This window comes from Rhodococcus sp. NPDC060176 (genome assembly GCF_042728675.1).
In the GTDB taxonomy this organism is placed as follows: domain Bacteria; phylum Actinomycetota; class Actinomycetes; order Mycobacteriales; family Mycobacteriaceae; genus Rhodococcus_F.
In genome coordinates, this window is the sequence record NZ_JBHWYS010000001.1 from 239,848 (window position 1) to 260,475 (window position 20,628).

23 protein-coding genes and 1 pseudogene are annotated in these 20,628 nt (G+C 61.5%); 8 read left to right on the forward strand and 16 right to left on the reverse strand.

Annotated elements, in window-relative coordinates; genetic code table 11:
- Window positions 1-3: 3 nt before the first annotated feature.
- Together ACFWEM_RS01065 and ACFWEM_RS01070 are read right to left on the reverse strand one after the other, a co-directional pair.
- Window positions 4-375, reverse strand: a complete 372-nt coding sequence (locus ACFWEM_RS01065) for an SdpI family protein (protein WP_378530341.1) — start codon at window positions 373-375, stop codon at window positions 4-6.
- A gap of 173 nt (window positions 376-548) precedes the next feature.
- Window positions 549-905 carry a VOC family protein gene (locus tag ACFWEM_RS01070; RefSeq protein ID WP_378530343.1) on the reverse strand — a complete coding sequence of 119 codons (357 nt, stop codon included), beginning with the start codon at window positions 903-905 and terminating at the stop codon, window positions 549-551.
- 124 nt (window positions 906-1,029) lie between these two features.
- Here ACFWEM_RS01070 and ACFWEM_RS01075 point away from each other — a divergent pair, with 124 nt between their 5' ends.
- The 3 genes and pseudogenes from ACFWEM_RS01075 to ACFWEM_RS01085 form a co-directional block, all read left to right on the forward strand.
- Window positions 1,030-1,506 (forward strand): hypothetical protein, encoded by a 477-nt coding sequence (locus tag ACFWEM_RS01075; protein ID WP_378530345.1) that lies wholly within the window; start codon window positions 1,030-1,032, stop codon window positions 1,504-1,506.
- A gap of 133 nt (window positions 1,507-1,639) precedes the next feature.
- Window positions 1,640-1,930: a DUF664 domain-containing protein gene (locus ACFWEM_RS01080; protein WP_378530347.1), complete on the forward strand. Its 291-nt coding sequence runs from the start codon at window positions 1,640-1,642 to the stop codon at window positions 1,928-1,930.
- Window positions 1,923-1,970: pseudogene (locus ACFWEM_RS01085) on the forward strand (hypothetical protein); the annotation flags it as partial. The gene ACFWEM_RS01080 and the pseudogene ACFWEM_RS01085, both read left to right, overlap by 8 nt.
- A 62-nt stretch (window positions 1,971-2,032) precedes the next feature.
- Here the strand turns inward: ACFWEM_RS01085 and ACFWEM_RS01090 are convergent.
- The 5 genes from ACFWEM_RS01090 to ACFWEM_RS01110 all read right to left on the reverse strand — a co-directional run bounded on the left by ACFWEM_RS01090 (window position 2,033) and on the right by ACFWEM_RS01110 (window position 6,185).
- A complete protein-coding gene (locus tag ACFWEM_RS01090; protein ID WP_378530349.1) occupies window positions 2,033-2,494 on the reverse strand; it encodes a DUF6389 family protein in 462 nt (153 codons plus the stop codon).
- Window positions 2,495-2,513: 19 nt separating this feature from the next.
- Entirely contained in the window at window positions 2,514-3,230 is a 717-nt protein-coding gene (locus tag ACFWEM_RS01095; RefSeq protein ID WP_378530350.1) for an NUDIX domain-containing protein, read from the reverse strand.
- A gap of 161 nt (window positions 3,231-3,391) precedes the next feature.
- On the reverse strand, window positions 3,392-4,420 hold the full coding sequence (dmpG, locus tag ACFWEM_RS01100) for a 4-hydroxy-2-oxovalerate aldolase (RefSeq protein WP_378530352.1): 1,029 nt from the start codon (window positions 4,418-4,420) through the stop codon (window positions 3,392-3,394).
- Entirely contained in the window at window positions 4,417-5,361 is a 945-nt protein-coding gene (locus ACFWEM_RS01105) for an acetaldehyde dehydrogenase (acetylating) (RefSeq protein WP_003943168.1), read from the reverse strand. The genes dmpG and ACFWEM_RS01105 overlap by 4 nt, the downstream gene beginning before the upstream one ends.
- On the reverse strand, window positions 5,358-6,185 hold the full coding sequence (locus tag ACFWEM_RS01110; RefSeq protein WP_378448370.1) for a 2-keto-4-pentenoate hydratase: 828 nt from the start codon (window positions 6,183-6,185) through the stop codon (window positions 5,358-5,360). The genes ACFWEM_RS01105 and ACFWEM_RS01110 overlap by 4 nt, the downstream gene beginning before the upstream one ends.
- A gap of 69 nt (window positions 6,186-6,254) precedes the next feature.
- Here ACFWEM_RS01110 and ACFWEM_RS01115 point away from each other — a divergent pair, with 69 nt between their 5' ends.
- Window positions 6,255-7,016, forward strand: coding sequence for an IclR family transcriptional regulator (locus ACFWEM_RS01115; RefSeq protein ID WP_378530354.1), 762 nt, complete (start codon window positions 6,255-6,257; stop codon window positions 7,014-7,016).
- Here ACFWEM_RS01115 and helR read toward each other — a convergent pair.
- Complete coding sequence (helR, locus tag ACFWEM_RS01120; protein ID WP_378530356.1) at window positions 6,978-9,200, reverse strand: RNA polymerase recycling motor ATPase HelR; 2,223 nt, start codon at window positions 9,198-9,200, stop codon at window positions 6,978-6,980. The two genes, ACFWEM_RS01115 and helR, sit on opposite strands and share 39 nt — an antisense overlap.
- 293 nt (window positions 9,201-9,493) lie before the next feature.
- On the opposite strand from helR, the gene ACFWEM_RS01125 reads away from it, so the two are divergent.
- Entirely contained in the window at window positions 9,494-9,943 is a 450-nt protein-coding gene (locus ACFWEM_RS01125) for a hypothetical protein (RefSeq protein WP_378530358.1), read from the forward strand.
- A gap of 12 nt (window positions 9,944-9,955) precedes the next feature.
- Here ACFWEM_RS01125 and ACFWEM_RS01130 read toward each other — a convergent pair whose 3' ends face one another.
- From ACFWEM_RS01130 to ACFWEM_RS01160, 7 genes are all read right to left on the reverse strand, one after another.
- Window positions 9,956-10,873 carry a carbohydrate ABC transporter permease gene (locus ACFWEM_RS01130; RefSeq protein WP_378530360.1) on the reverse strand — a complete coding sequence of 306 codons (918 nt, stop codon included), beginning with the start codon at window positions 10,871-10,873 and terminating at the stop codon, window positions 9,956-9,958.
- Between the two features lie 8 nt (window positions 10,874-10,881).
- A complete protein-coding gene (locus ACFWEM_RS01135; RefSeq protein WP_378530362.1) occupies window positions 10,882-11,832 on the reverse strand; it encodes a carbohydrate ABC transporter permease in 951 nt (316 codons plus the stop codon).
- 9 nt (window positions 11,833-11,841) lie between these two features.
- Complete coding sequence (locus ACFWEM_RS01140; RefSeq protein WP_378530366.1) at window positions 11,842-12,735, reverse strand: phosphodiesterase; 894 nt, start codon at window positions 12,733-12,735, stop codon at window positions 11,842-11,844.
- Window positions 12,736-12,760: 25 nt separating this feature from the next.
- Window positions 12,761-13,513 (reverse strand): tyrosine-protein phosphatase, encoded by a 753-nt coding sequence (locus ACFWEM_RS01145; protein ID WP_378530369.1) that lies wholly within the window; start codon window positions 13,511-13,513, stop codon window positions 12,761-12,763.
- Between the two features lie 50 nt (window positions 13,514-13,563).
- Window positions 13,564-14,922, reverse strand: coding sequence for an extracellular solute-binding protein (locus tag ACFWEM_RS01150; protein ID WP_378530371.1), 1,359 nt, complete (start codon window positions 14,920-14,922; stop codon window positions 13,564-13,566).
- Between the two features lie 50 nt (window positions 14,923-14,972).
- Complete coding sequence (locus tag ACFWEM_RS01155) at window positions 14,973-16,103, reverse strand: ABC transporter ATP-binding protein (RefSeq protein WP_378530373.1); 1,131 nt, start codon at window positions 16,101-16,103, stop codon at window positions 14,973-14,975.
- A 163-nt stretch (window positions 16,104-16,266) separates the two neighbouring features.
- Entirely contained in the window at window positions 16,267-17,145 is an 879-nt protein-coding gene (locus ACFWEM_RS01160; RefSeq protein ID WP_378530375.1) for a MurR/RpiR family transcriptional regulator, read from the reverse strand.
- Between the two features lie 177 nt (window positions 17,146-17,322).
- Here ACFWEM_RS01160 and ACFWEM_RS01165 point away from each other — a divergent pair, with 177 nt between their 5' ends.
- The 3 genes from ACFWEM_RS01165 to ACFWEM_RS01175 all read left to right on the forward strand — a co-directional run bounded on the left by ACFWEM_RS01165 (window position 17,323) and on the right by ACFWEM_RS01175 (window position 20,226).
- Window positions 17,323-17,559: a CsbD family protein gene (locus ACFWEM_RS01165; protein ID WP_378530377.1), complete on the forward strand. Its 237-nt coding sequence runs from the start codon at window positions 17,323-17,325 to the stop codon at window positions 17,557-17,559.
- A gap of 141 nt (window positions 17,560-17,700) precedes the next feature.
- Window positions 17,701-19,869 (forward strand): catalase, encoded by a 2,169-nt coding sequence (locus ACFWEM_RS01170; RefSeq protein ID WP_378530379.1) that lies wholly within the window; start codon window positions 17,701-17,703, stop codon window positions 19,867-19,869.
- 87 nt (window positions 19,870-19,956) lie between these two features.
- Window positions 19,957-20,226, forward strand: a complete 270-nt coding sequence (locus ACFWEM_RS01175; RefSeq protein WP_378530381.1) for a Rho termination factor N-terminal domain-containing protein — start codon at window positions 19,957-19,959, stop codon at window positions 20,224-20,226.
- 57 nt (window positions 20,227-20,283) lie between these two features.
- Here ACFWEM_RS01175 and ACFWEM_RS01180 read toward each other — a convergent pair whose 3' ends face one another.
- Window positions 20,284-20,577: a hypothetical protein gene (locus ACFWEM_RS01180; RefSeq protein WP_378530383.1), complete on the reverse strand. Its 294-nt coding sequence runs from the start codon at window positions 20,575-20,577 to the stop codon at window positions 20,284-20,286.
- Window positions 20,578-20,628: the final 51 nt, after the last annotated feature.

The following is a 20,628-nucleotide window of genomic DNA, read 5'->3' on the forward strand; positions in this document are numbered from 1 at the left end:
CTGTCAATGCCGCAACGATTTTGCTGCGGCGTTGCCCTTCAACGCCGCACAGAGCAGGACGACGAGCACTGCTGTAAACACGACCGTTGAAGCGACAGCCGAGCCCACAGATCCGAAACCCGTCACGACACCGATCACGACCTGCAGGCACAGTCCCGCTACGGCTGTCCACACCGTCCGGCGCAGAAGCGGCCGCGCAATCCGATGGGCCAATTGCCACGCCTCGGGGCTCGAGATCGTTGCCTTCGTTCGTATGCCGACAACGGGATTCGGTTCATCACCGACCAGTCGCGGCATGAGCCCAGCAACGAAGGCGAGGATAGGCGTCGACGACGACAGTGAGGCCGTCAGACCCAGCAAATCAGGCGATCCCATCCGTCCAGCCCCTATCGGCAGATTTTGACACAGCGGACATTCCAGTCTGGGTTGCCGCTGGGACATACCCGACTGTATGCGAACGAATACATGTACGGCTGTGTGGGTGACGCACTTTCAGGCTTTGCCGGATGAGCAGCGGACTCGATCTCTGACTAGTTTTCAGACAAGACCTAATGCGGATCACCTACGCAGAAAAGGTTTCCCGCCGGATCCGCCAACACGTCCCAAATTGATTCGCCCGACTCATGGCGCTCGACGTGGGCTGCTCCTGCCGCGACGAAGGTCGCGACGACCTGGTCCCGCGGAGGATCCTGCGGTTCGAGGTCGAAGTCGAGGTGAACCGTATTCCTTTGGCTGCGAGCCTGATCGATCCGTTGGAAACCGAGAGTGAGTGGGAGGTCCGGGGCCGTCACCGTCAGGAAATCTTCGTCACCATCGATACTCGCCTCGCTGAATCGCTCCGACCACCAGGTGGCAAGTGATCGGGCATCCGTTGCATCGAACGTAACCATGGCCAATCGCACCATCGCACACCAACCTCTTTACACGTGACTGCCTTTCGATCGATCTTAGGCAATGCCCTGCAACTGATGCGCACCCGCTGCGCAGTGATCAACGGATATGGTTTCTCACGTGGTGGATCAACGGCGAATGAGTTTGCGACGCAGGTACCTGAGCCTCGGTCTTGGCGAACTGGCCGCCGCGGGAGTGTTTGCTGCTGTGGCTGTCGGCGTCGTGGTGCCTCGGCTCGAAGGTCCGCACGACTCCGCGGCGCTGTGGTCGGCGCTGGCCCCACTGCTCGTGGTTCTCGTACAAGCAGGTGTCTATTGGTTGCTTGCCCGAGGCTGGGTCGAGCAGGCGCCGATGCCGGCCCGCCTCGCGGCGCTCTACCGTGCGTTTCGGGTCCTCGACATTGTCGTCTTGGCAGTCGGTCTCCTCGGCGTGCTCATTTGGCTACCAGATCATTTCGTCACTGCGGCGGCCATCATGGTGGTGTGGGCTTTCGGCGTCGTCGAATACGTCAATTACTTCGTGGCCCGTCTCGCTTATCCGCTGCGGCGGTGGCCGTTCGAGGTCGGCAAGTGGCGGACACCTCAACTTGTGCGCGACCTGCATTCCGCGCGGTGATACCGGCAATAGAGCCGGCCTTTGCCGCAACGGCAAAAATTGATGCGGGATCGACGTGAGTTCGGAAGGATCGGTACTACCCATCCAGGAATGAAGCCTCTTCGTCGTTCCTCACCGAGGAAGGAGACCCACCATGGCAACGTCGCGTCGGAGCCGCCGTGATGTCCCACCACCCCGGACAGGGAATAGCGAGACCGATACGCTGCGCGCGTTTCTCGACTACCTGCGTGATTCGATCGCTGTCAAGGTTGAAGGTGCTCCGGAACCTCAGGTGCGCACCACAATTGTTCGGTCGGGAACAACCTTGCTCGGGCTGGTCAATCATTTGACCTTTGTCGAACGATCGATGTTTCTCGCCGAAAACGTGACGGATTGGAAAGTGACGTTTCAGCGAAGAGACCGGACGCCATGCCGGGCACGCTGACATCCTCCGCGAGCTGATCGACGGTTCGACCGGTCGGTGACATCGCAACATCGATCACAACAGTGGTTCGAAGTCGTGCATCTCGCCGACAGCTTCCGCGCTTCATCGAGGCGAATGTCCACGACTGAAATCGGGGCCCACAGGTATCGGGTCGGTCGCTCCGTCGGGAGTTGTTACTTCCCAGTGCAGTTCGGATGCAGTCGGGGGAACGAGCGCGCCGATCCACTCGGCGACGACACCGACGATAACTTCCTCGAGTTCCGTGCGTGACCACTCTCGCGGACGAGCGGGAACCGGTGGCTCCCAGCCTTCCTCACCCCAGATCACGCCGAAAAGCTCCCGCTCGTCGCCGATCTGCTGATTCAAACTGAACGCATCAGGGTCGTCGAATCGCGCCCAGACGCCGAAAGTGCCCTCGCCGTCCTGGTCCACGGAGACGTCGATGACAATGCCTTCGGTTTGTGCTGTCGCCGCGGCGCGCATCGCCGCCAGCCGGCTTTCGACTACCGACGATGCGGTGTCGAGGACGGACCTCAGCGCGTCACGGTACTCGGCAGGTTCCATCGGCACAGGATATAGAATTTCAGGCAATCGACTTCGAAGTCAGTGCCCCCGACATGGCAGCCCATTGAAGAAGAATGACCGTCTTACCGTCGACGATCTCGCCGCCGGCGACCATGCCGAGTGCCGTGTCGAACGGCAACTCTAGGACTTCGATATCCTCGCCTTCGTCTGGCACCCCGCCGCCGCTGCCGGTTCTGTCCGCCGGACTGTATCGAGCGGCGTAGAAATGCACTCTCTCGGTGACGGATCCGGGGCTCATGTACAGATCGAACAGATGCTGCACCTCACCGATCGCGACGCCAAGCTCTTCGCTCGTCTCTCGCCGAATGGCTACTTCCGGCGTGTCGTCGTCGAGCAAACCGGCTGCGGTCTCGATCAACATTCCGTCGGGGTGTGCGTTGACGTAAGCGGGAAAGCGGAATTGCTTCGTCAACAGGACGGTGCGCCGTTCGGGGTCGTACAGCAAGATCGTCGCGCCGTTCCCGCGGTCGTAGGTTTCACGTTGCTGCGTCTCGAGAGTCCCGTCCCGTCGCCGGTACGTGAAGGTGCTGCGACGCAACACATGCCAACCGTCTGAGGTGACCTCGACTCGTTCGACTTCGACATCAGGATTACCGTGCAGCCCGAAGCCTGTTCGGTCGAGGCCGGTGCGACCCCGGCTGTCCGGAATGTCGACGCCGGCGCAACCCGCCGTTGCAGTTGGGTGTATCAGACGGTCGCTGTCAGGTTCGGTCATGTCATCCACCGTAGCGAAGATCGGCACCTCGCCGTTATTGGGCAACAACAGTTTCAGAGGTTGAGCGCTGTAATGACAGAACCTTCTCAGCCCAACTGAGAAGTCCCGCCCCCGTCCGGAGACGGGAGCGGGACTCGGGTATCAGCGAATTCGGCAGCTCGTCAGACAGCTTCCTTGCTCGCCTGCGCCGCAAGGGTGAGCGCGATGTCGACGATCATGTCCTCCTGGCCACCCACCAGACGGCGGCGTCCGGCTTCGAGCAGCAGTGTGCGAACGTCGATTCCGTAGCGCTCCGACGCAGCCTCGGCGTGGCGCAGGAAGCTCGAGTACACGCCTGCGTAGCCCAGTGTGAGGGTCTCTCGATCGACGCGGACCGGTCGGTCCTGCAGCGGACGGACGATGTCGTCGGCAGCATCCTGCAGCGCGAACAGGTCGCAGCCGTGCTCCCACTCCTCGATGTTCGCAACAGCGATGAACGCTTCGAGGGGGCAGTTACCGGCACCGGCACCGTGCCCGGCCAGGGACGCGTCGACGCGAGTGACGCCGTTCTGCACGGCCACAACAGAATTGGCGACCGAGAGTGAAAGGTTCTCGTGGGCGTGGATACCGATTTCGGTGCCCTCGTCGAGAATATCGCGGTATGCGCGAACACGATCCGCGACGTCGTTCATCACCAGGCGTCCACCCGAGTCGGTGACGTAGACGCAGTGCGCGCCATACGATTCCATCAACTTGGCCTGCTTCGCCAACTCCTCGGCCGGTGCCATGTGGCTCATCATCAGGAAGCCCGAGACGTCCATGCCGATCTCGCGGGCGGTCTCGATGTGCTGCGCGGAGACGTCGGCCTCGGTGCAGTGGGTGGCAACGCGAACGGAGCGGACGCCCAGGTCGTAGGCGTGCTTGAGTTCACTGATCGTGCCGACGCCGGGCAGTAGCAGCGTGGTGAGGCGAGCGTGCTGGAGTACCTCGGCTGCAGCTTCGATCCATTCCCAGTCGGTGTTCGAGCCGGGACCGTAGTTGAGCGAGCCACCAGCGAGGCCGTCACCGTGCGCAACTTCGATCGCGTCGACGCCGGCAGCGTCGAGAGCTGTGACGATCCGCTTGACGTCGGTCGGCGAGATGCGGTGGCGAACAGCGTGCATGCCGTCGCGAAGGGTGACGTCCTGGACGAAGATCTTGCGGTTGCTCACTTGGTTGCTTCCTTCTGCTGGGCGATGCGCTCCGCGATCTGCATTCCGGCGGACGTCATGATGTCGAGATTGCCGGCGTACGCGGGCAGGTAGTGCGCAGCACCCTCGACCTCGAGGAATACCGACACCTGGTGGGTAGGGCGATTGCCGTCGACGAGCAACGTCTCGACCGGCTGGTCGGCCGGGATCTCGGTGATCTGGACTTCCTGCTTGAGGCGGTAGCCCGGGACGTATGCCGAGACGTCGCCGACCATTTTCTCGATCGACTGACGGATCTCGTCGTGGACAGCCGGATCCGGCGCGTCGACGAGGCAGAAGACCGTGTCGCGCATGATGAGCGGCGGCTCAGCGGGGTTGAGGATGATGATGGCCTTGCCGCGACGAGCGCCGCCGACTGCCACGATCGCCTCGGACGTGGTTTCGGTGAACTCGTCGATGTTGGCGCGCGTTCCGGGACCGGCCGACTTGGAGGCGATGGACGCGACGATCTCCGCGTACGCCACCGGAACCACCCGAGAAACAGCGGCAACCATCGGGATGGTGGCCTGGCCGCCACACGTCACCATGTTGACGTTGGGTGCGTCCAAGTGCTCGTCCGCGTTGACAGCCGGTACGACGTACGGTCCGATCGCGGCAGGCGTCAGGTCGATCATGCGCTTGCCGAGGGGAGCCAGCCGCGCGTTGTTGGCCACGTGAGCCTTTGCCGAGGTGGCGTCGAAGACGATCTCGATCTCGTCGAAGTTCGGCAGACCGACCAGGCCTTCGACGCCTTCTGCCGTGATCGGCACGTTCAGACGCGCCGCGCGAGCGAGGCCGTCCGACGCGGGGTCGATACCGACCATCGCGCCCATCTCCAGGTAGTCGGAGTTACGCAGCACCTTGATCATCAGATCCGTGCCGATGTTGCCCGATCCGATGATCGCGACCTTGACCTTGCTCATGCGTTGTCCTCTTCGCTGGAAAAACTGGTGGTGACGGAACCGAGCCCGGAGACGGTCACGGTGACTTCGTTGCCTGCGGTGACCGGCGCCATGGGGCCGAGTGCGCCGGACAGGATCACCTGGCCTGCGGTCAGCGGCTGCCCCAACTCGCGCGCCGTGCGGGCGAGCCAGACGACGGCTTCGATCGGATCGCCCAGGCAGGCGGTTCCGACGCCGGTGGAGACCTCGGTGCCGTCGACGGACATCGACATGACGACGCCCGCGGGTTCCACCTCGTCGAGGGTGCGGCGTTCGGTTCCGAGGACGTAGACGCCCGAGGATGCATTGTCGGCGACCGTGTCACCGAACTTGATGTCCCACGACTCGATGCGGCTGTCGCAGATCTCGATCGCCGCGACGGCGTAGTCGATCGCGCCGCGGACCTGGGCGCTGTCCAGTGGCCCGTCCACAAGGTCGGCGCCGAGCACGAAGGCCACTTCGGCTTCGACCTTGGGCTGGATCAAACGGCTCATGGGGATGACGCCGCCGGCCGGAAACTCCATGTCGGCGTACAGCACGCCGAGGTCGGGCTGGTCGACGCCGAGCTGCTGCTGGACTGCCACCGAGGTCAGGCCGATCTTGCGGCCTACGACCACGGCCCCGCCCTGCCGACGGATTTCGTCGACGCGACGCTGGACGGCGTAGGCGGCGACGAGGTCGTCGGCGCCGATCAGATCGCGCACTGGCGCGCAGGGAGTACCGCTCGCGATGGCGGCTGCGAGGCGGTCCGCAGCAGCTGCGATGTCGGTCTCGCTAGCTGTACTGGTATTCGTGGGCTGGCTCATGGCCACTACTTTCGCCGCGGCACCGAGATTGCGCCAGGGAACTGTCTCACTCAGCGATACGCTGGGGAGGTGACTGGCAGCGCAAACCTCGAGACCGTGCTCGGCAAGGCGGTGACGATCCTGCGCGCCTTCCGGGCCGACGACCACGTGTTGCCTCTGGCCGCCCTGGTCCAGCGGACGGGCCTGCACAAGGCAACCGTGCACCGCCTGGCCAACGAACTGGTTGCGAACCGGTTACTCGACCGACTCGACGGTGGTTACCGACTCAGCGGTGGCCTCTTCGAACTCGGCATGCTCGCCTCTCTCGAACGGAGCCTTCTGGAGATGGCGATGCCGTTCCTCCAGGACTTGTACGAGCGGACCCACGAGACAGTCCACCTGGGGGTCCGTGACGGCCACGACGTCGTCTACGTCGCGAAGATCGGCGGCCATCGACAAGCCAACTCCCCTTCTCGGACCGGCGGCCGGATACCGCTGTACTGCACCGCAATCGGAAAGGCGCTCCTTGCTTTCTCCGACAACGAACTTCGCCGCGAAGTGTTGTCGGAACCGATGACGCGCCGAACCCCGCACACGATTGTCGCGCCCGGCATTCTCAACACCCAACTGAACAGAGTGGTCGAGACCGGCATTGCGTTCGAGCGCGAGGAATCGGCGCCGGGTCTTGCGTGTGTCGCGGCACCGGTCTTCGGAACCAATGACAAACCCGTCGCGGCCATCAGTGTCACCGGTCCCACCAGTCGCTTCGTCCCCGAGAGCCAGGTGTCCTACGTGCGCGCTGCTGCCGAAGGCCTACACAGCACGATCGCTCGTCGCGAACGATTGCGGTGACCTCGCCGTCCCGACCTCGACGAGTCCGGTCAGGGCCTGCGGCAACGGACCCTCGTGCAAGACGCCCAGACGTTGAGTGGCGCGGGTGAGGGCGACATAGAGTTCCGACGCACCGCGCGGGCCGTCGGCAATGATCCGCTCCGGTTCCACGACAAGCACGGCATCGAACTCCAAACCCTTCGTTTCCGAAACCGGCACAGCACCTGGCACATCCGCAGGCCCGATGACGATGCTCGTACCTTCGCGTTCGTCCTCGCCCTGATTGAATTCGTCGACGGCGGACGCCAGTTCGTCAGCGGAGATTCGCTTGGACCACGGTTGCACCCCGCAAGCGCGGACGGACTCGGGTGGTTGGACTCCCGGCGCGAACTCGGCGAGCAAGGCGGCGGCGACGCTCATGATCTCGGCCGGAGTGCGGTAGTTCACCGACAGTGATCGGTAGATCCAGCGACCGGGGACATACGGCTCCATCATCGTCGCCCACGAGCGGGCACCTGCGGGTGAACGACGTTGCGCGAGATCGCCTACCACCGTGAATGACCGGTCCGGGCAACGACGCATCAGGACCCGCCAGTCCATCTCGGACAGTTCTTGTGCCTCGTCGACGACGATATGCCGGTACGTCCAGTCTCTGTCTGCAGCAGCGCGTTCGGCGAGTTCTCGGGTGTCACGTTCGACGAAACGGTCTGCCAGGTCCTCGGCGTACAGCATGTCCTGGGCGAGAAGATGGTCCTCGTCGTCCATCAGGTCTTCGCGACTGATCATCATGTCCAGCACACCCGCCGCATACGCGGCCTCGTCCTGGCGTTCGCGTTCGGCGCTCTGATCCACAGGCTTGTCCCGGCCGAGCATGTCCACCAATTCGTCGAGAAGCGGAACGTCGGACACCGTCCAGGCATCGCCATCTCGGCGCAACAGTGTCTCGTCCGCACCTGCTGCCCGTAGGCGTTCCGGAGAAGTAAACAGCTGTGTCAGTAGCTCTTTCGGTGTCAGGATCGGCCAGAGTGCGTCGAGCGCTGCGGCAAACGCGTCATTCTCCGCCAACTCTGCGGTCAGATCTGCGCGCACTTGCTCCCACGCTTCACGGTCACTGCGGGTCAACCATCCCTTTCCGATGCGCGCTATCGCCCGTTCGGTCAGTGCCCACGTGAGGATTTCGGTGAACACCGTGCGAGCGTCGTTGTGGGGGAGCTTGCTGGCGCGGGCTTCTTCTCGGGCCCACTCCGCGGTTTGGGCATCGATCCGCACTGTGACGTCCGCCAGTTCGATCGACAGCGGGCTCTCGGGCAGTCGCTGCTGATCGGCGATCGCCGCGCTGAGCACATCCAGGATCTTCAGTGAACCCTTGAGCTCAGAGGCGCCCGGGATGTCCTCGGCGGTGACGCGTAGGCCGGGGACAAGATCACCGGTGGTCATGAAGACCACGTCGGACTCTCCCAATGAGGGCAGTACGCGGCCGATGTGGTTCAAGAACGCCGGGTTGGGCCCGACCACGAGAACTCCGTGACGTTCCATACGTGCTCGCTGCGTGTAGAGAAGGTAGGCGACGCGGTGCAAGGCGACGACGGTCTTCCCGGTGCCCGGGCCACCTTCGATCACCAACACTCCAGGGTGCTCGAGACGGACGATGTCGTCCTGCTCGGCCTGGATCGTGGCCACGATGTCCCGCATGCCCTCACCTCGCGGTGCGTTGACCGCCGCGAGCAGAGCGGAGTCCCCGCGTGCGTCGCGTTCACCACCCTCGGGGCGCCCGAGTACCTCGTCGGTGAAATCGACCACGCGTCGACTCCGTGTGTGGAACTGACGGCGTCGACGCATGTTCTCCGGGTTCGCAGCGGTGGCGACGTAGAACGGGCGAGATGCCGGCGCCCGCCAATCGAGCAGAACCGGTTCGTAGTCGTTGTCCGCGTCCAGAAGGCCGATTCGCCCGATGTACGAAGTCTCCCCCGACAGTGAATCCAACCGGCCGAAACACAGTCCGTTGTCGGCTACATCCAGCCTTTTCACCTCTTTGGCAAGCGCGCGTACCTCTGCATCGCGTTCCATGAGTGCTTGGCCGTCTCCGCGCAGAGCGGTGCTGTACCGACCCTTGACTCGGGCCCGTTCGGCGTCGAGTCGCGCGTAGAGCGCCTCCACATAGTTCCGCTCGGATTGCAGTTCGTCTTCGTATCCCTGGATTGGCACATGCCCTCACTTCCGCTGGCTGTTCCGATCCGGTAGTCGGTCGTACGGGATCGGAAGAGCCATTCTGCGGCACTGCCCGGGCCTTGCCGCAAGCCCCCCGGTGGGCTATATATTGGTAGTGGAAGGGAGTGTCGATCCTCCCCCGCTTTCCCACACATCCTCTCGCGACCCCCCAGACTGATGCACGGCTCCCAGCCTGGTCGATGTTTGGACCCCGAGTGCCACGGGTACAAATCCAGTGACCGGTGTTCCAAAATCGGTTCCCCTCATGAACTTACGTGGATCGAGGGATTGTGAAGGCGATACTGGCAACGGCCGCGAGCATCCTTCTGGTGGTTGCCTTGGCCGTCGCCGTCTTGCTTCTCCTTTCCGGATCACCGCGCGAAGGTACTTCGCACGAACTCGCCGACACGGTTCACACGATCGGCAGGCAACCGACAACCTGTACCGAATTGTTCGGTGAAACATGCAGCTTTACTTTGCAGTCCGACTACAACCAGTGGGGACAAAACCTCGAGAGTTTTGTCAATGCCGGGACTCTCGGACCTTTCGCCCGCAGCATCGGCTTCGTGGCGGAGGCGAAGCTGAGCTTGCAGGCATGCGAGGTCAGCGCTACCGCGGGTAGGACGATCCTCGATTTCTACAATCTTGCGGGGATCGACCACCCCACGGCCACCACCACCGACCTCTTTCCCTTCTGGAACGAGTCACGCCAATTCTTGTGCCCGGTAAACAGTTTCTGAGACTGTTGTTTGCTACTTGAGACCGGACTGGACGAACGCGTCGCGCACGTAGCGCTGAAGGAACAGATAGATCAGGAAGATCGGCAGACACGCCAGTCCGGACGCCGCCATGATGGCACCCCAATTGTTCCCTTCGGCACCGAGGAAGCTGCGAATACCGATCTGTAGCACCGAATTCGACTGGCGCATGATGAGCGCGGGCCAGAGATATTCGTTCCAAGCAGAGATGAACAGCATGATTCCCAGCGCCGCGAGAGCAGGCTTCATGTTGGGCAGCACAACCTTCCACAGCGTTGCCCACGAGTTCTGTCCGTCGATCTGACTGGCGTCCAGTAGCTCCCGCGGAAACGCCTCCATATGCTGTCGCATCAGCAGGACTCCGAAGGCCGAGCACAAGTTCGGGATCACGATGCCTGCAACGGTGTTGAGCAAGCCCATCTGGGAGATCAGCAGGTAGTTGGGGATCATCGTGACCTGAAACGGAACCAACCACGACCCGACGAAGAGTAGGAACAGCGCTTGCTTGCCGAAGAAGTTCCACCGGGCAAACCCATAGGCGGCGAGGATTGCGACGAACAGCTGGCTGACCGACATGGCCAACGCCATGGTGAAGGTATTCACCATCATCGACGCCATCGGGATCGTGTTCCACACGTATCGGAAGTTCTCGAGGCTGAAGGGCGAGGGGAGCGGGCTCGCCGACAGCGAATCGTCAGGGCGACGAAAGGCCGTGGCAAACAGCCAGTAGATCGGAAAAATGCTGAACACGGTCACGGCCGCGAGGACAACGTGCCCGACCACCCGTCGCGTTCGAGACCGGGACCGTACCGGTCCGTCGTTGCTCTCACTCCGGGCGTTGAGGTGCTCCACCACCGGGATCGCATCGGAACCACGTGGATGGCCGGGTGCGTCGACCAGAACAAATGCCATGTCAGTTCCTAATTGTCGTAGAAGCTCAGCCGGTCCGACAGGCGGACGAAGATGACTGCGATGATTCCGAAGCCGAGGAAGAAGAGAGTGCCTGCGGCAGCTGACAGTCCGGCGTCGAAGTTCTGGAAACCGAACTGATACAACAGGTAATAGATGTTCGTGGACGCGCCGCTCGGTCCACCCTGGGTGAGAATGTCGATCACGGGATACGCCCACTGCGCACCCAACAGGATCGTCATGAGGGCCAGGAACACCAGCGTCGGGGAGAGTAGCGGCAGTGTGATCTTTCGGGTGATCGTCGCCTCGGACGCCCCGTCGAGTGATGCCGCAGAAGCATAGTCCGGGTTGATGCCCGCCAGCCCAGCTGAAATGACCAGCACCCCGAAGCCGAGCATTTGCCATCCGACGATCACGACCACACCGAGTAGAGCGAACTTCGGATCACGAAAGATGTTGCCCATCTCGGTTCCCCACGTTGCGGCCACCCTCGGGACAGCGCCGCCGTCGGGATTGAAGAGCCAACGCCACACGGCACTGCCCGCGATCGGTGTCACCAGGAACGGGACGAAGATCAGAGCCTGATAGATCGTCTTCGACCGTCCGGATATCCGTTTGGACACCAACGCGATGAGGATCGGCAGCAACAGCGAGAACAGCATGAAGGCGAGTGTGTAGACCACGGTGTTCCGCAGCGCCTGATGCAACTCGGGCAACGAGAGAACTCGCGTGTAATTATCCAGTCCTACCGACACTTTGGGAGTGGTAGGTACCATGTTCCACTTGTAGAACGACAGGTTGACAGTCTCGCCGAGCGGTTTGTAGATCCACACGATCAACAGCACCACTGCCGGCAACAGGTACAGGTATGGCACCCAGACACGGGGTGCCCACCCGGAACGGGCCGGGCGCGCCGCTATGGCACGCTCCGACCCGCCGGTACTTGGAACTTCGACAAACATGTTCGTGGCTCAATTCGCCAGTGCAGTAGCAGAACTGGACGGATCACTCGCGGAGACCAGCTTGGATATGGCCTCTTGCAGGTACTCGGCGCTCATTTCGTACACAGTTGCCGACTCCTCCACAGGAACTACCGTGTGCAGAACTCGATCTCGGAAGACGTGGACCATGTTGAATGCCTGTGCGCCGTTTTGGCCGCGCATGCTGCCCCTACTCGCAAGAAGATCCTGCGTGTAGCAGGTCGCCGAGGCAACCGAGACAGGAATTCCGGCGAACATGCAGGTGGTCGAGTAGTGCAGGTGGCCACCGAGGATGCCGCGGACATCGGTTCCTTCGAGCACAGTGGCAAGTTTGTTCTGTTCCTTGAGTTCTACCAACGAGAGCACATCCAGAACTGACGGGACTGGCGGATGATGCAGTGCAAGAAGGGTGCCGTGTGGTGCCGGTACGGCAAGAATCTTTTCGAGCCAAGCGAGTTGTTCGTCGGTGATCAACCCGTGATGGCTGCCGGGAACAGTGCTGTCCAACACGATGATACGGAGGCCGTTCACGTCGACCACCGAGTCGACGGATTCCTGGGTCGGAGCGGCGTCCAGCAGGCCGCTGCGGAATGCCGGGCGCGCGTCGTGATTGCCCATGACCCAAATCACCTTTGCGCCGAGCCGTTCGGCTGCAGGCTCGACGATCCTGCGCAGTCGGACGTATGCCTCGGGTTCTCCCACGTCGGCCAGATCGCCGGTGAAGACAATAGCCTCAGGACGCTGGCCAGTCCTTTCCAGTCGCTCGAAGATGCGTGCCAGATTGGCATCACTGTCCACGGAATCGTGGAGAAGATCTCCGTCGGTGACAAAGTGAGTGTCGCTGAGGTGCAGGATGTAGTGATCGGGTTCGCCGTACTGGGACATGAATAATTCTCCTGTGAAGTGTGGGTTAGTTGACCAGTGCAAGGTGTAGGCGATCGAGTTCCGCGGAGCTCAATCCGTGGGCAAGAAGGTATTCGGAGGCGCTGCCGTACGAGTTGTCGACGGACTGCAGACTTGTCCGCATGAGTGCGGCCGGGCTTGCCCCGACCAGTTGGGCAACGTCGGCTCCGTCGCCTATGCCGTATTCGCGCAACTTGACGGCCATCGCCGATGCCCATTCGCCGGCCAACATGACCTCGGAGAGCGAATAGTCTGCGACGATGTCGCGGTAATCCACACCGACTGCCGCCAATGCAAGCGCAATGACGAGACCGGTACGGTCTTTGCCTGCCGTGCAGTGCACCAGCACTGCGCTGTCGTCGGATTCTGCGATTGCGCGTACTGCACGAACCAGCCGGACTCCGCATTGATCGATGACCTTGGCGTAGATTGCTGCAAGGTCCAAACTTGTTTCGCGGGTGTTTATTTCACTCTCGAAGATGGGCAGATGAAACTGCGTCAGGTCAAGACCTTCGAGCGCGTTCGGTGCCGTGTCCAACTCCTCCTGCTCGCGCAAGTCGATGACGAATGCCAGTCCTCGACCGCGGAGAACCTCGCGATCCACCTGGTTGAGACGGTGAAGAGCGTCTGACCGAAAAAGCTTGTTCCACTTGGTGGTAAGACCGTCACGAGTGGCGTATCCGCCGACGTCGCGAAAGTTGTAGGTACCGTTCAGGTCGAGCCGGCGGTTGGCTCGCTGATCCGGAAGAGCTGTACTCATAGTTGTTCCCGATCCGGAAGTTGTGTTCGCTGGAATTGGATTGGACCGTGTCAGCCGATCAAGTCCTGAGCCCGTTGCTGTGCGGCCTGCATCGTCGACTTCGGGTCCTTGCCGTAGAACACGGATTCTTCGATGGCTTGCGCGAGAATGTCGTCGACCTGGACGTAGCTGTTGCCGGGGTAGGACTGCCAGGGCTGGAGTGAGTCGAGTTGCTTGAGATTGGGTACCAGCAGTGGGTTGCCGTCCGCCCAAGGCTTGAGTGCAGCGGGATCCTGCGTCAGCGACGAACGAAGGGGTAGGTATCCGATCTTTGTGGAGATCTGCGTGTACGCATGATCACTTGTCATGAATTTGATCAATTCCCAAGCAGCGCGCGCCTTCGCCGGGTCCTGCGAGAAGACGGACAGGACGGAACCTGAGTTCGTGGGAACCGCTGCACGTCCGTCGAAGGCAGGCATCGCGGTTGCTCTCAAGTCCCAACCGGCCTTTGTCGCGGAACTGACAAACATTCCCTGCAGTGCAGACGTGTTGAGATCGATGGCGATGTCACCCTTCGCGAAGCTCTCGTACTGCGTCGCCGCATCTGCGTTGACCAGGACCCCGTCTTCGTAGAGTCCGCGGAGCATGGTGACAGCCGAAACCGAGTCAGGCTCGCCGAATTCGATGGTCTTGCGATCTTCGGACAGCACACCACCGCCGGCCGATTTGAAGAGCGCCTGCATGCACCAGCTGCCGCCCTTGACCGAACAGCTGACGCCGAGCGACGGCTTTCCGGTCTTGGCGGTCACTGCCTTCGCGGCAGCGGCCACCTTGCTCCAGGTCGAGAGGTCGGTGTCTGCCGGGAGGCCGGCTTCGATCAGTGCAGTGGAGTTGTAGAACAATGTGGGAGTGGAGAACACATACGGAACGCCGTAGGTGTCGCCATTCCAATCGCCGAGTGTGGCAGCTCTGGGGTGGAAGGGATGGTCTCCGCCGAAGTTGGCCTGGACTGCGTCCTTGCCGACCAGTTCGTCGAGATTTCTGGCTTTCAGTGCTGTGACTGCGAAATCGAGAGTGTCGAAGGTCAATTGAGCGACATCGGGTGGTGACCCGGCGAGCATTTGTGTCTGCACACTGCTTGCGGTGCCGGAACCGGCCGCGCCACCGCTTTGCGGCGGCTGTGCTTTTACGTGAATGTTCGGGTGGGCGGCCTCGAAGTCGGAGATGAGACCGGTGATGGTGTCTGTCCACAAACCGGCCTGGGCAAGGTTGTAGGACTCGAAGACGATGTCGACCTGCTGGTTCGGGTCGAGTTCCGGCACCTGTTCCGCGGAATCCGAGCCGCCGGTGGTGGCGCCGCCAGTGGCACAGCCGGCAAGGGCGAGGGATGCCGCTAACGCTATGGCGATCTTCCATCGTGTTTTGCGCATGACAAAGCTCCTCGTGATGAAATTTTCGTGTGAGAGGGCGAACTGAAGGTTCAGCTGAGAACTGATGAATCGAGATTCAATGTTGCTGGTATGTCCAGCCATTCGAGGCGACGCCCGCTGGCTCGGTCGAAGAGGTGAAGGTGGCGCAGCTCGGCGGACAGTACCGCGGGCTGTCCTTCGTGGAGGGCGATCGGTCGCGGAGCGCGCACGCAGATCGTGGTCGAACCGACCAGGCAGTAGGCCACCTGCTCGCTTCCGAGATTCTCGACCGACGTGACATCGACCGTGATACGCGCGCCGGGGCCGGAATCCGTGCCTGGATGGATCGGTGTGAGATGTTCGGGACGAATGCCGAGTACGACGTCGCGGGAATCGGACTCTCCTGGCCAGAGTGAGGCTTCGATACCTTCGGCCGTAACCCTCACGCTCCATCCGGACGAAAATACCTTTGCATCAACAAGATTCATTGCAGGGCTGCCCAGGAATCCTGCAACGAATACCGATGCCGGGCGATCGTAGACATCCTCGGGGGTGCCGAGTTGCTCGAGTCTGCCGTTGTTGAGCAGCGCGATACGCGTCGCCATTGTCATTGCCTCGACCTGGTCGTGGGTGACGTAGACGAAGGTGGCGCCCAGCCGTCGGTGTAGCTGGGTGAGTTCACGACGGGTTGCTGTTCGGAGCTTCGCATCGAGGTTGGAGAGTGGCTCGTCCATCAAGAACGCCTTCGGATTTCGGACGATCGCTCGGCCCACCGCCACGCGCTGACGCTGACCACCCGACAGCTCCTTGGGCTTGCGCTCCAGCAGATGTGCGATCTCCAGTTGCTGTGCTACTTCCTCGACACGTGCTACTGCCGTCGCCTTGTCGATCTTTTTGACCTTCAAAGGGAAGCCGAGGTTCTTCGCGACGGAGAGGTGCGGGTAGAGGGCATAGTTCTGAAACACCATGGCGACGTCTCGCCGACGGGCGGGAGCCGTAGTGATGTCTTCGTCGTCGAGCAGTATTCGGCCACTTGTCGGCTCGAGGAGGCCGGCGAGCATCCTGAGCAACATAGTTTTCCCGCAGCCGCTCGGTCCGAGGAGGACCAGAAAATCCCCGTCACGAACATCGATGTCGATGTTGTCGACTGCGGTGACATCTGCGAATTTCCGACTCAGATTCTCTATTCGAATCCTGCCCATTGGCTTCTCCCGATGAAATGACGTTACCCAATCGCGTCGGATTGGGGATTTTCGTTACATCAGAAGTTAGCCAGTCGAAGATGAACGGTGACCGAACGCCGTCGTAATTGTCCGTAATTCTCAGGGCAACTATTTGAACCGAACCGTGCGACGAACCCGAATTTCAGTTGGTGGAACCGTGATTGAGGATTCCGATGACGTGTTCGAGGGTCTGAGCTGCAGCTTCGGCTGACCCGCCACGGCGTTCACTGACCGCGATCTGGAGACCGATCAGAAAGGTCAGTTGAATGACGGTCGCGGAGGCGCCGTGTGCGCCCCACGGCCCGGTTCCGCCACCGAGAACCAGGCCCATGTCGGCCAGTTCCACCAGTGGGGAACGCGCGTAGCCGGTCACGCCGATGACGGTTGCGCCGGCGTCTTTCGCGGCTTGGGCAGGCTGGAGAGTGAGTGAGTTGAGCCCACTGTCGCTGATAGCCAGACAAACGTCACGTGAGGTGAGGTGCCGGGCTGTGAGTTGCTGCATCACTGCATCAGTGGGCGCTTCAGCTGTGCGGCCGTTCAGAATGAACCGAACAGCCACTGCAGATGCCGACGGCCCGGACACCCCGTTTCCCACAACGAGCACGCGTTCGGCGTCGGCGATTGCCTCAACAGCCCGGTCGAAAGCTTCGCGATCCAGAGGTGTGAGTGCGCCGCCGAGATCGGCCGCCACCTCGCCGATTACTGCCTGCAGCAGTCCGTTGCTGTCCTTGGTATGTGCCGCGTCCTGCACCCGTGATTCTGCTGCGCCGAGATCTCTGAGCAGCAGCATGCGCAGATGCTGAAAGCCTTTGAAACCGAGATTCTGACAGGCCCGAATGACAGTTGCCGTCGACGTGGACGCGTGCTCGGCCACATCTGCCGCCGACCACCAGGCAAACTCCTTGGGCCGGGCGATGCAGATGTCGGCGACGCGTCGCTCGCTCGGGGCCAGGGTGGGCGCAAGTGCGCGAATCGTGGACAGGGTTCCGCCCACGGGGGGATCGGTCTGTAACTGGCTCATCTGCACTGAATAACACACGAGAGTGAACGACACTCCCCTCGGCAGTTGGTGGATGTATGCGCCACGCATCGTCGGTGCGCGGATGTTTATGCGAATTTCGACCGGGTAGGGCTTCTGTGTGGGAATCCTGCGCGGCAGGAATCTCGAGCGCGAATCGAAACGACCTGGAGGAACAACGTGACAGACGACAAGAGCGGCCCCAGCGAGGGCATCAAGGGCGTCGTAGAGGACGTCAAGGGTAAGGCCAAGGAAGCCGTTGGTGCGGTCTCCGGGAACGACAGTTTGACCCGAGAGGGCCGCGCCCAGCAGGACAAGGCCGAGAGCCAGCGAGAATTAGCGAAGAAAGAGGCAGAAGCCGAGAAGGCTCGCGCGGAAGCTGCCGCGGACGAAGCACGGCAGAAGTCCGAGCAATAGTCGGGGCGCTCGTCACCCTCGGCCTGGGATTGATCCCAGCCCGGGGGTGAGTCGTGGCTCCGCGTTCAGACTGAAGTCTCTACTTTCCTACGGCGTAACAGAATTCGTGCGCCCAGCATCACGATCAAGAGGAGCTGTTCGATGCCTTCATCCCAGTCCGTCCCAGGTGTACCGGCCCCGAAAACGCCGGACCTGACAGAGCCGGTCAAGCCTCGACAGCCGTTGCCTCCCAAGGACGACCAGAGGCAACCGGAAGTGCGTACCGTAGCGGGTGCCGAGGGGAAGGTGAAGGGAAACGGTCGCGGCCAGCGGGGTGAGTACCTCACTACCGCAACCGGTACACGACTCTACGAGACCGACCACTCGCTCACTGCGGGTGAGCGGGGACCGACTCTTCTTCAAGACCACCACCTTCGTGAGAAGATCACACACTTCGATCACGAGCGAATTCCGGAGCGCGTCGTCCACGCCCGCGGGGCGGCCGCACACGGTACGTTCCTGGCAAACGGCGCAGCCGAAAACATCTGTAAAGCTTCGCTTTTCGCTTCAGGAGCCCGAACCCCGGTATTCGTGCGATTCTCGACGGTTCTGGGTTCACGCGGTTCGGCGGACACCGTCCGTGACACACGCGGGTTCGCCACCAAGTTCTACACCGACGAAGGTGTCTTCGATCTGGTCGGCAACAACATCCCGGTGTTCTTCATCCAGGACGGAATTAAATTCCCGGACATCATCCATGCCGCGAAACCCCACCCGGACCGCGAGATTCCACAGGCGCAGAGCGCTCACGACACCTTCTGGGACTTCGTGTCGCTACACACCGAGGCCACCGCGCACACATTGTGGAACATGTCTGATCGAGGCATCCCGCGCTCCTATCGCATGATGGAGGGCTTCGGCATTCACACATTCAGGCTCGTCAACGCCGACGGCGAGACGAATCTTGTTAAATTCCACTGGAAGCCGGCAGCCGGAGTGCATTCACTAGTGTGGGAGGAAGCTCAGATCGCAGGCGGTGTGGATCCAGACTTCCACCGACGCGATCTTGCCGACGCCATCGAGGCAGGTGCATATCCGTCCTGGGATCTGGGCGTGCAGGTATTCCCCGATACCGAAGACGAAATGTTCGAAGGCATAGATCTTTTGGATCCCACCAAAATTGTGCCCGAAGAGCTCGCGCCGGTTCAGGTCATCGGAACGATGACGCTCGATGCCAATCCGACCAACTTCTTCGCCGAGACCGAACAGGTGGCATTCCATCCAGGCCACTTGGTTCCGGGCGTCGACATCACCAATGATCGGCTCCTGCAGGCACGATTGTTCTCCTACCTCGACACCCAGATCACGCGACTCGGCGGTCCCAATTTCGATCAGATCCCGATCAACCGTCCTCACTCGCCCGTCAACGACATGCTTCGCGACGGCTTCCACCAGGACGGTGTGCATACCGGGATCGCGCCGTACCATCCCAATTCGTTGGACGGTGGCTGCCCCTTCTTGGCCTCGGCAGACAGTGCCGCCTATATCGAGGTGCCCGAGGAAGTTTCAGGGCGCAAGGTGAGGCAGGCGCCGGCATCGTTCGACGATCACTTCTCGCAAGCTCGACTCTTCTATCGCAGTCTGTCCCCTGTCGAACAGGAGCACGTCGCACAGGCGTACACCTTCGAATTGGGGAAGTGCTACGAGGAGAACATCAAGACCCGGAATCTGGGCATTTTGGCCAACATCGATGCGGCTCTCGTATCGATCGTCGCAGGCGGGCTTGGCCTTCCGGTACCCGAACCGACTGAGCCGTTGAGTGATCCGGAGCCCAGTCCTGCACTGTCTCAGGTGGGTGCGGAATGGCCTGTTGACGGAAGGATCATTGCACTACTGGTCGACGAGAACTCCGATCTCGACACGGTTGTCGCCGTTCGAGACAAGATCTTCGACGCCGGTATGGTGCCGCTGATCCTCGGCCCGCACGGCGGAACCATCGGGGACGGTGACGACGCGGTGACGGTGCAGCGGACTTACCTCACAGCTCGTTCGATCGAATTCGATGCAATCCTGCTGAGCGGCGACGTTTCTCGGATCGGCGAGGGCAAGTTGGATCCACGGGTGGAGACTCTGCTGAACGAAATGTATCGGCACAGCAAGGCGATTGGTGGTTGGGGTGAGAGCATGAGTGCGCTGGCCGCGGCCGGTATCGACGAGTCTGCATTGGGAGTCGTCGTCGATGCCGACGCGGAAGGAGCCCTCGCCTCACTGGCTCAGCTTCTGAAGACGCACCGCGTGTGGGGGCGTTTCGAGGTGCCGCCCACATCCTGAGTGCCGACGTACGTTCGAACTTGCGGTGTGGCCGAATTGCCAGTTCGGCCACACCGTCGGAGTGAAGACGAGTGAAGGGACGAAACAGTGGCTCGCAAGGACTCACAACCTCAACTCAAGGATCAAGAACTCTACGAAGAGTTACGCGAGAAGGGCGATTCCAAGGAAAAGGCGGCCCGAATCTCCAATGCAGCCGCCAATCGAGGGCGGTCGAATGTCGCCAAGTCCGGCGGACAATCCTCACCGTTCGAGGAGTGGACGGTAGATGATCTGAGGAAACGTGCGAAGGAACTCGATCTGCACGGCTATTCGAAGCTGAACAAGGGCGAGCTGATCGAGAAACTCCGCAATCACTGAGCTGTATTCTGCTCGAGTCGTACTCTGCTGGTGCAGAATACGACTCGAGCGTTCGGTTCAGTGCCCTTCTTGATCGAAGAGTTCCTGACCTTCCAGTCGCTTGACCCGACGGTGTTCCATCAAGATGGCCAGTGTTCCGACGATGAAGGACACCACGCACACGGCGCCGGCAATGACTGCCCATCCACGAAATCCGTAACCTGCTGCCACCAAGGTCAATCCGAGTGTTGCCAGGCCCAGCCCGATCAGCAGGTATCCGGGATAGTTGCGGCCGTCGCTGATTGCCTCCCCGACATGCGATCGATTGGTGTGTTCGTCATCTACCGGTGAACTTCCGCTCGCGTTTGTCACGGCACACTCCGTCCTGAGTTCGTGAAGACTTGCGATTTGCCGCTTGTCGTC

Coding starts and splice junctions, on each gene's coding strand:
- ACFWEM_RS01065 (WP_378530341.1), bottom strand. CDS start 375: ATGGGATCGCCTGATTTGCTGGGTCTGACGGCCTCACTGTCGTCGTCG.
- ACFWEM_RS01070 (WP_378530343.1), bottom strand. CDS start 905: ATGGTGCGATTGGCCATGGTTACGTTCGATGCAACGGATGCCCGATCA.
- ACFWEM_RS01075 (WP_378530345.1), top strand. CDS start 1,030: ATGAGTTTGCGACGCAGGTACCTGAGCCTCGGTCTTGGCGAACTGGCC.
- ACFWEM_RS01080 (WP_378530347.1), top strand. CDS start 1,640: ATGGCAACGTCGCGTCGGAGCCGCCGTGATGTCCCACCACCCCGGACA.
- ACFWEM_RS01090 (WP_378530349.1), bottom strand. CDS start 2,494: ATGGAACCTGCCGAGTACCGTGACGCGCTGAGGTCCGTCCTCGACACC.
- ACFWEM_RS01095 (WP_378530350.1), bottom strand. CDS start 3,230: ATGACCGAACCTGACAGCGACCGTCTGATACACCCAACTGCAACGGCG.
- ACFWEM_RS01105 (WP_003943168.1), bottom strand. CDS start 5,361: ATGAGCAAGGTCAAGGTCGCGATCATCGGATCGGGCAACATCGGCACG.
- ACFWEM_RS01110 (WP_378448370.1), bottom strand. CDS start 6,185: ATGAGCCAGCCCACGAATACCAGTACAGCTAGCGAGACCGACATCGCA.
- ACFWEM_RS01130 (WP_378530360.1), bottom strand. CDS start 10,873: ATGGCATTTGTTCTGGTCGACGCACCCGGCCATCCACGTGGTTCCGAT.
- ACFWEM_RS01135 (WP_378530362.1), bottom strand. CDS start 11,832: ATGTTTGTCGAAGTTCCAAGTACCGGCGGGTCGGAGCGTGCCATAGCG.
- ACFWEM_RS01140 (WP_378530366.1), bottom strand. CDS start 12,735: ATGTCCCAGTACGGCGAACCCGATCACTACATCCTGCACCTCAGCGAC.
- ACFWEM_RS01145 (WP_378530369.1), bottom strand. CDS start 13,513: ATGAGTACAGCTCTTCCGGATCAGCGAGCCAACCGCCGGCTCGACCTG.
- ACFWEM_RS01150 (WP_378530371.1), bottom strand. CDS start 14,922: ATGCGCAAAACACGATGGAAGATCGCCATAGCGTTAGCGGCATCCCTC.
- ACFWEM_RS01155 (WP_378530373.1), bottom strand. CDS start 16,103: ATGGGCAGGATTCGAATAGAGAATCTGAGTCGGAAATTCGCAGATGTC.
- ACFWEM_RS01160 (WP_378530375.1), bottom strand. CDS start 17,145: ATGAGCCAGTTACAGACCGATCCCCCCGTGGGCGGAACCCTGTCCACG.
- ACFWEM_RS01170 (WP_378530379.1), top strand. CDS start 17,701: ATGCCTTCATCCCAGTCCGTCCCAGGTGTACCGGCCCCGAAAACGCCG.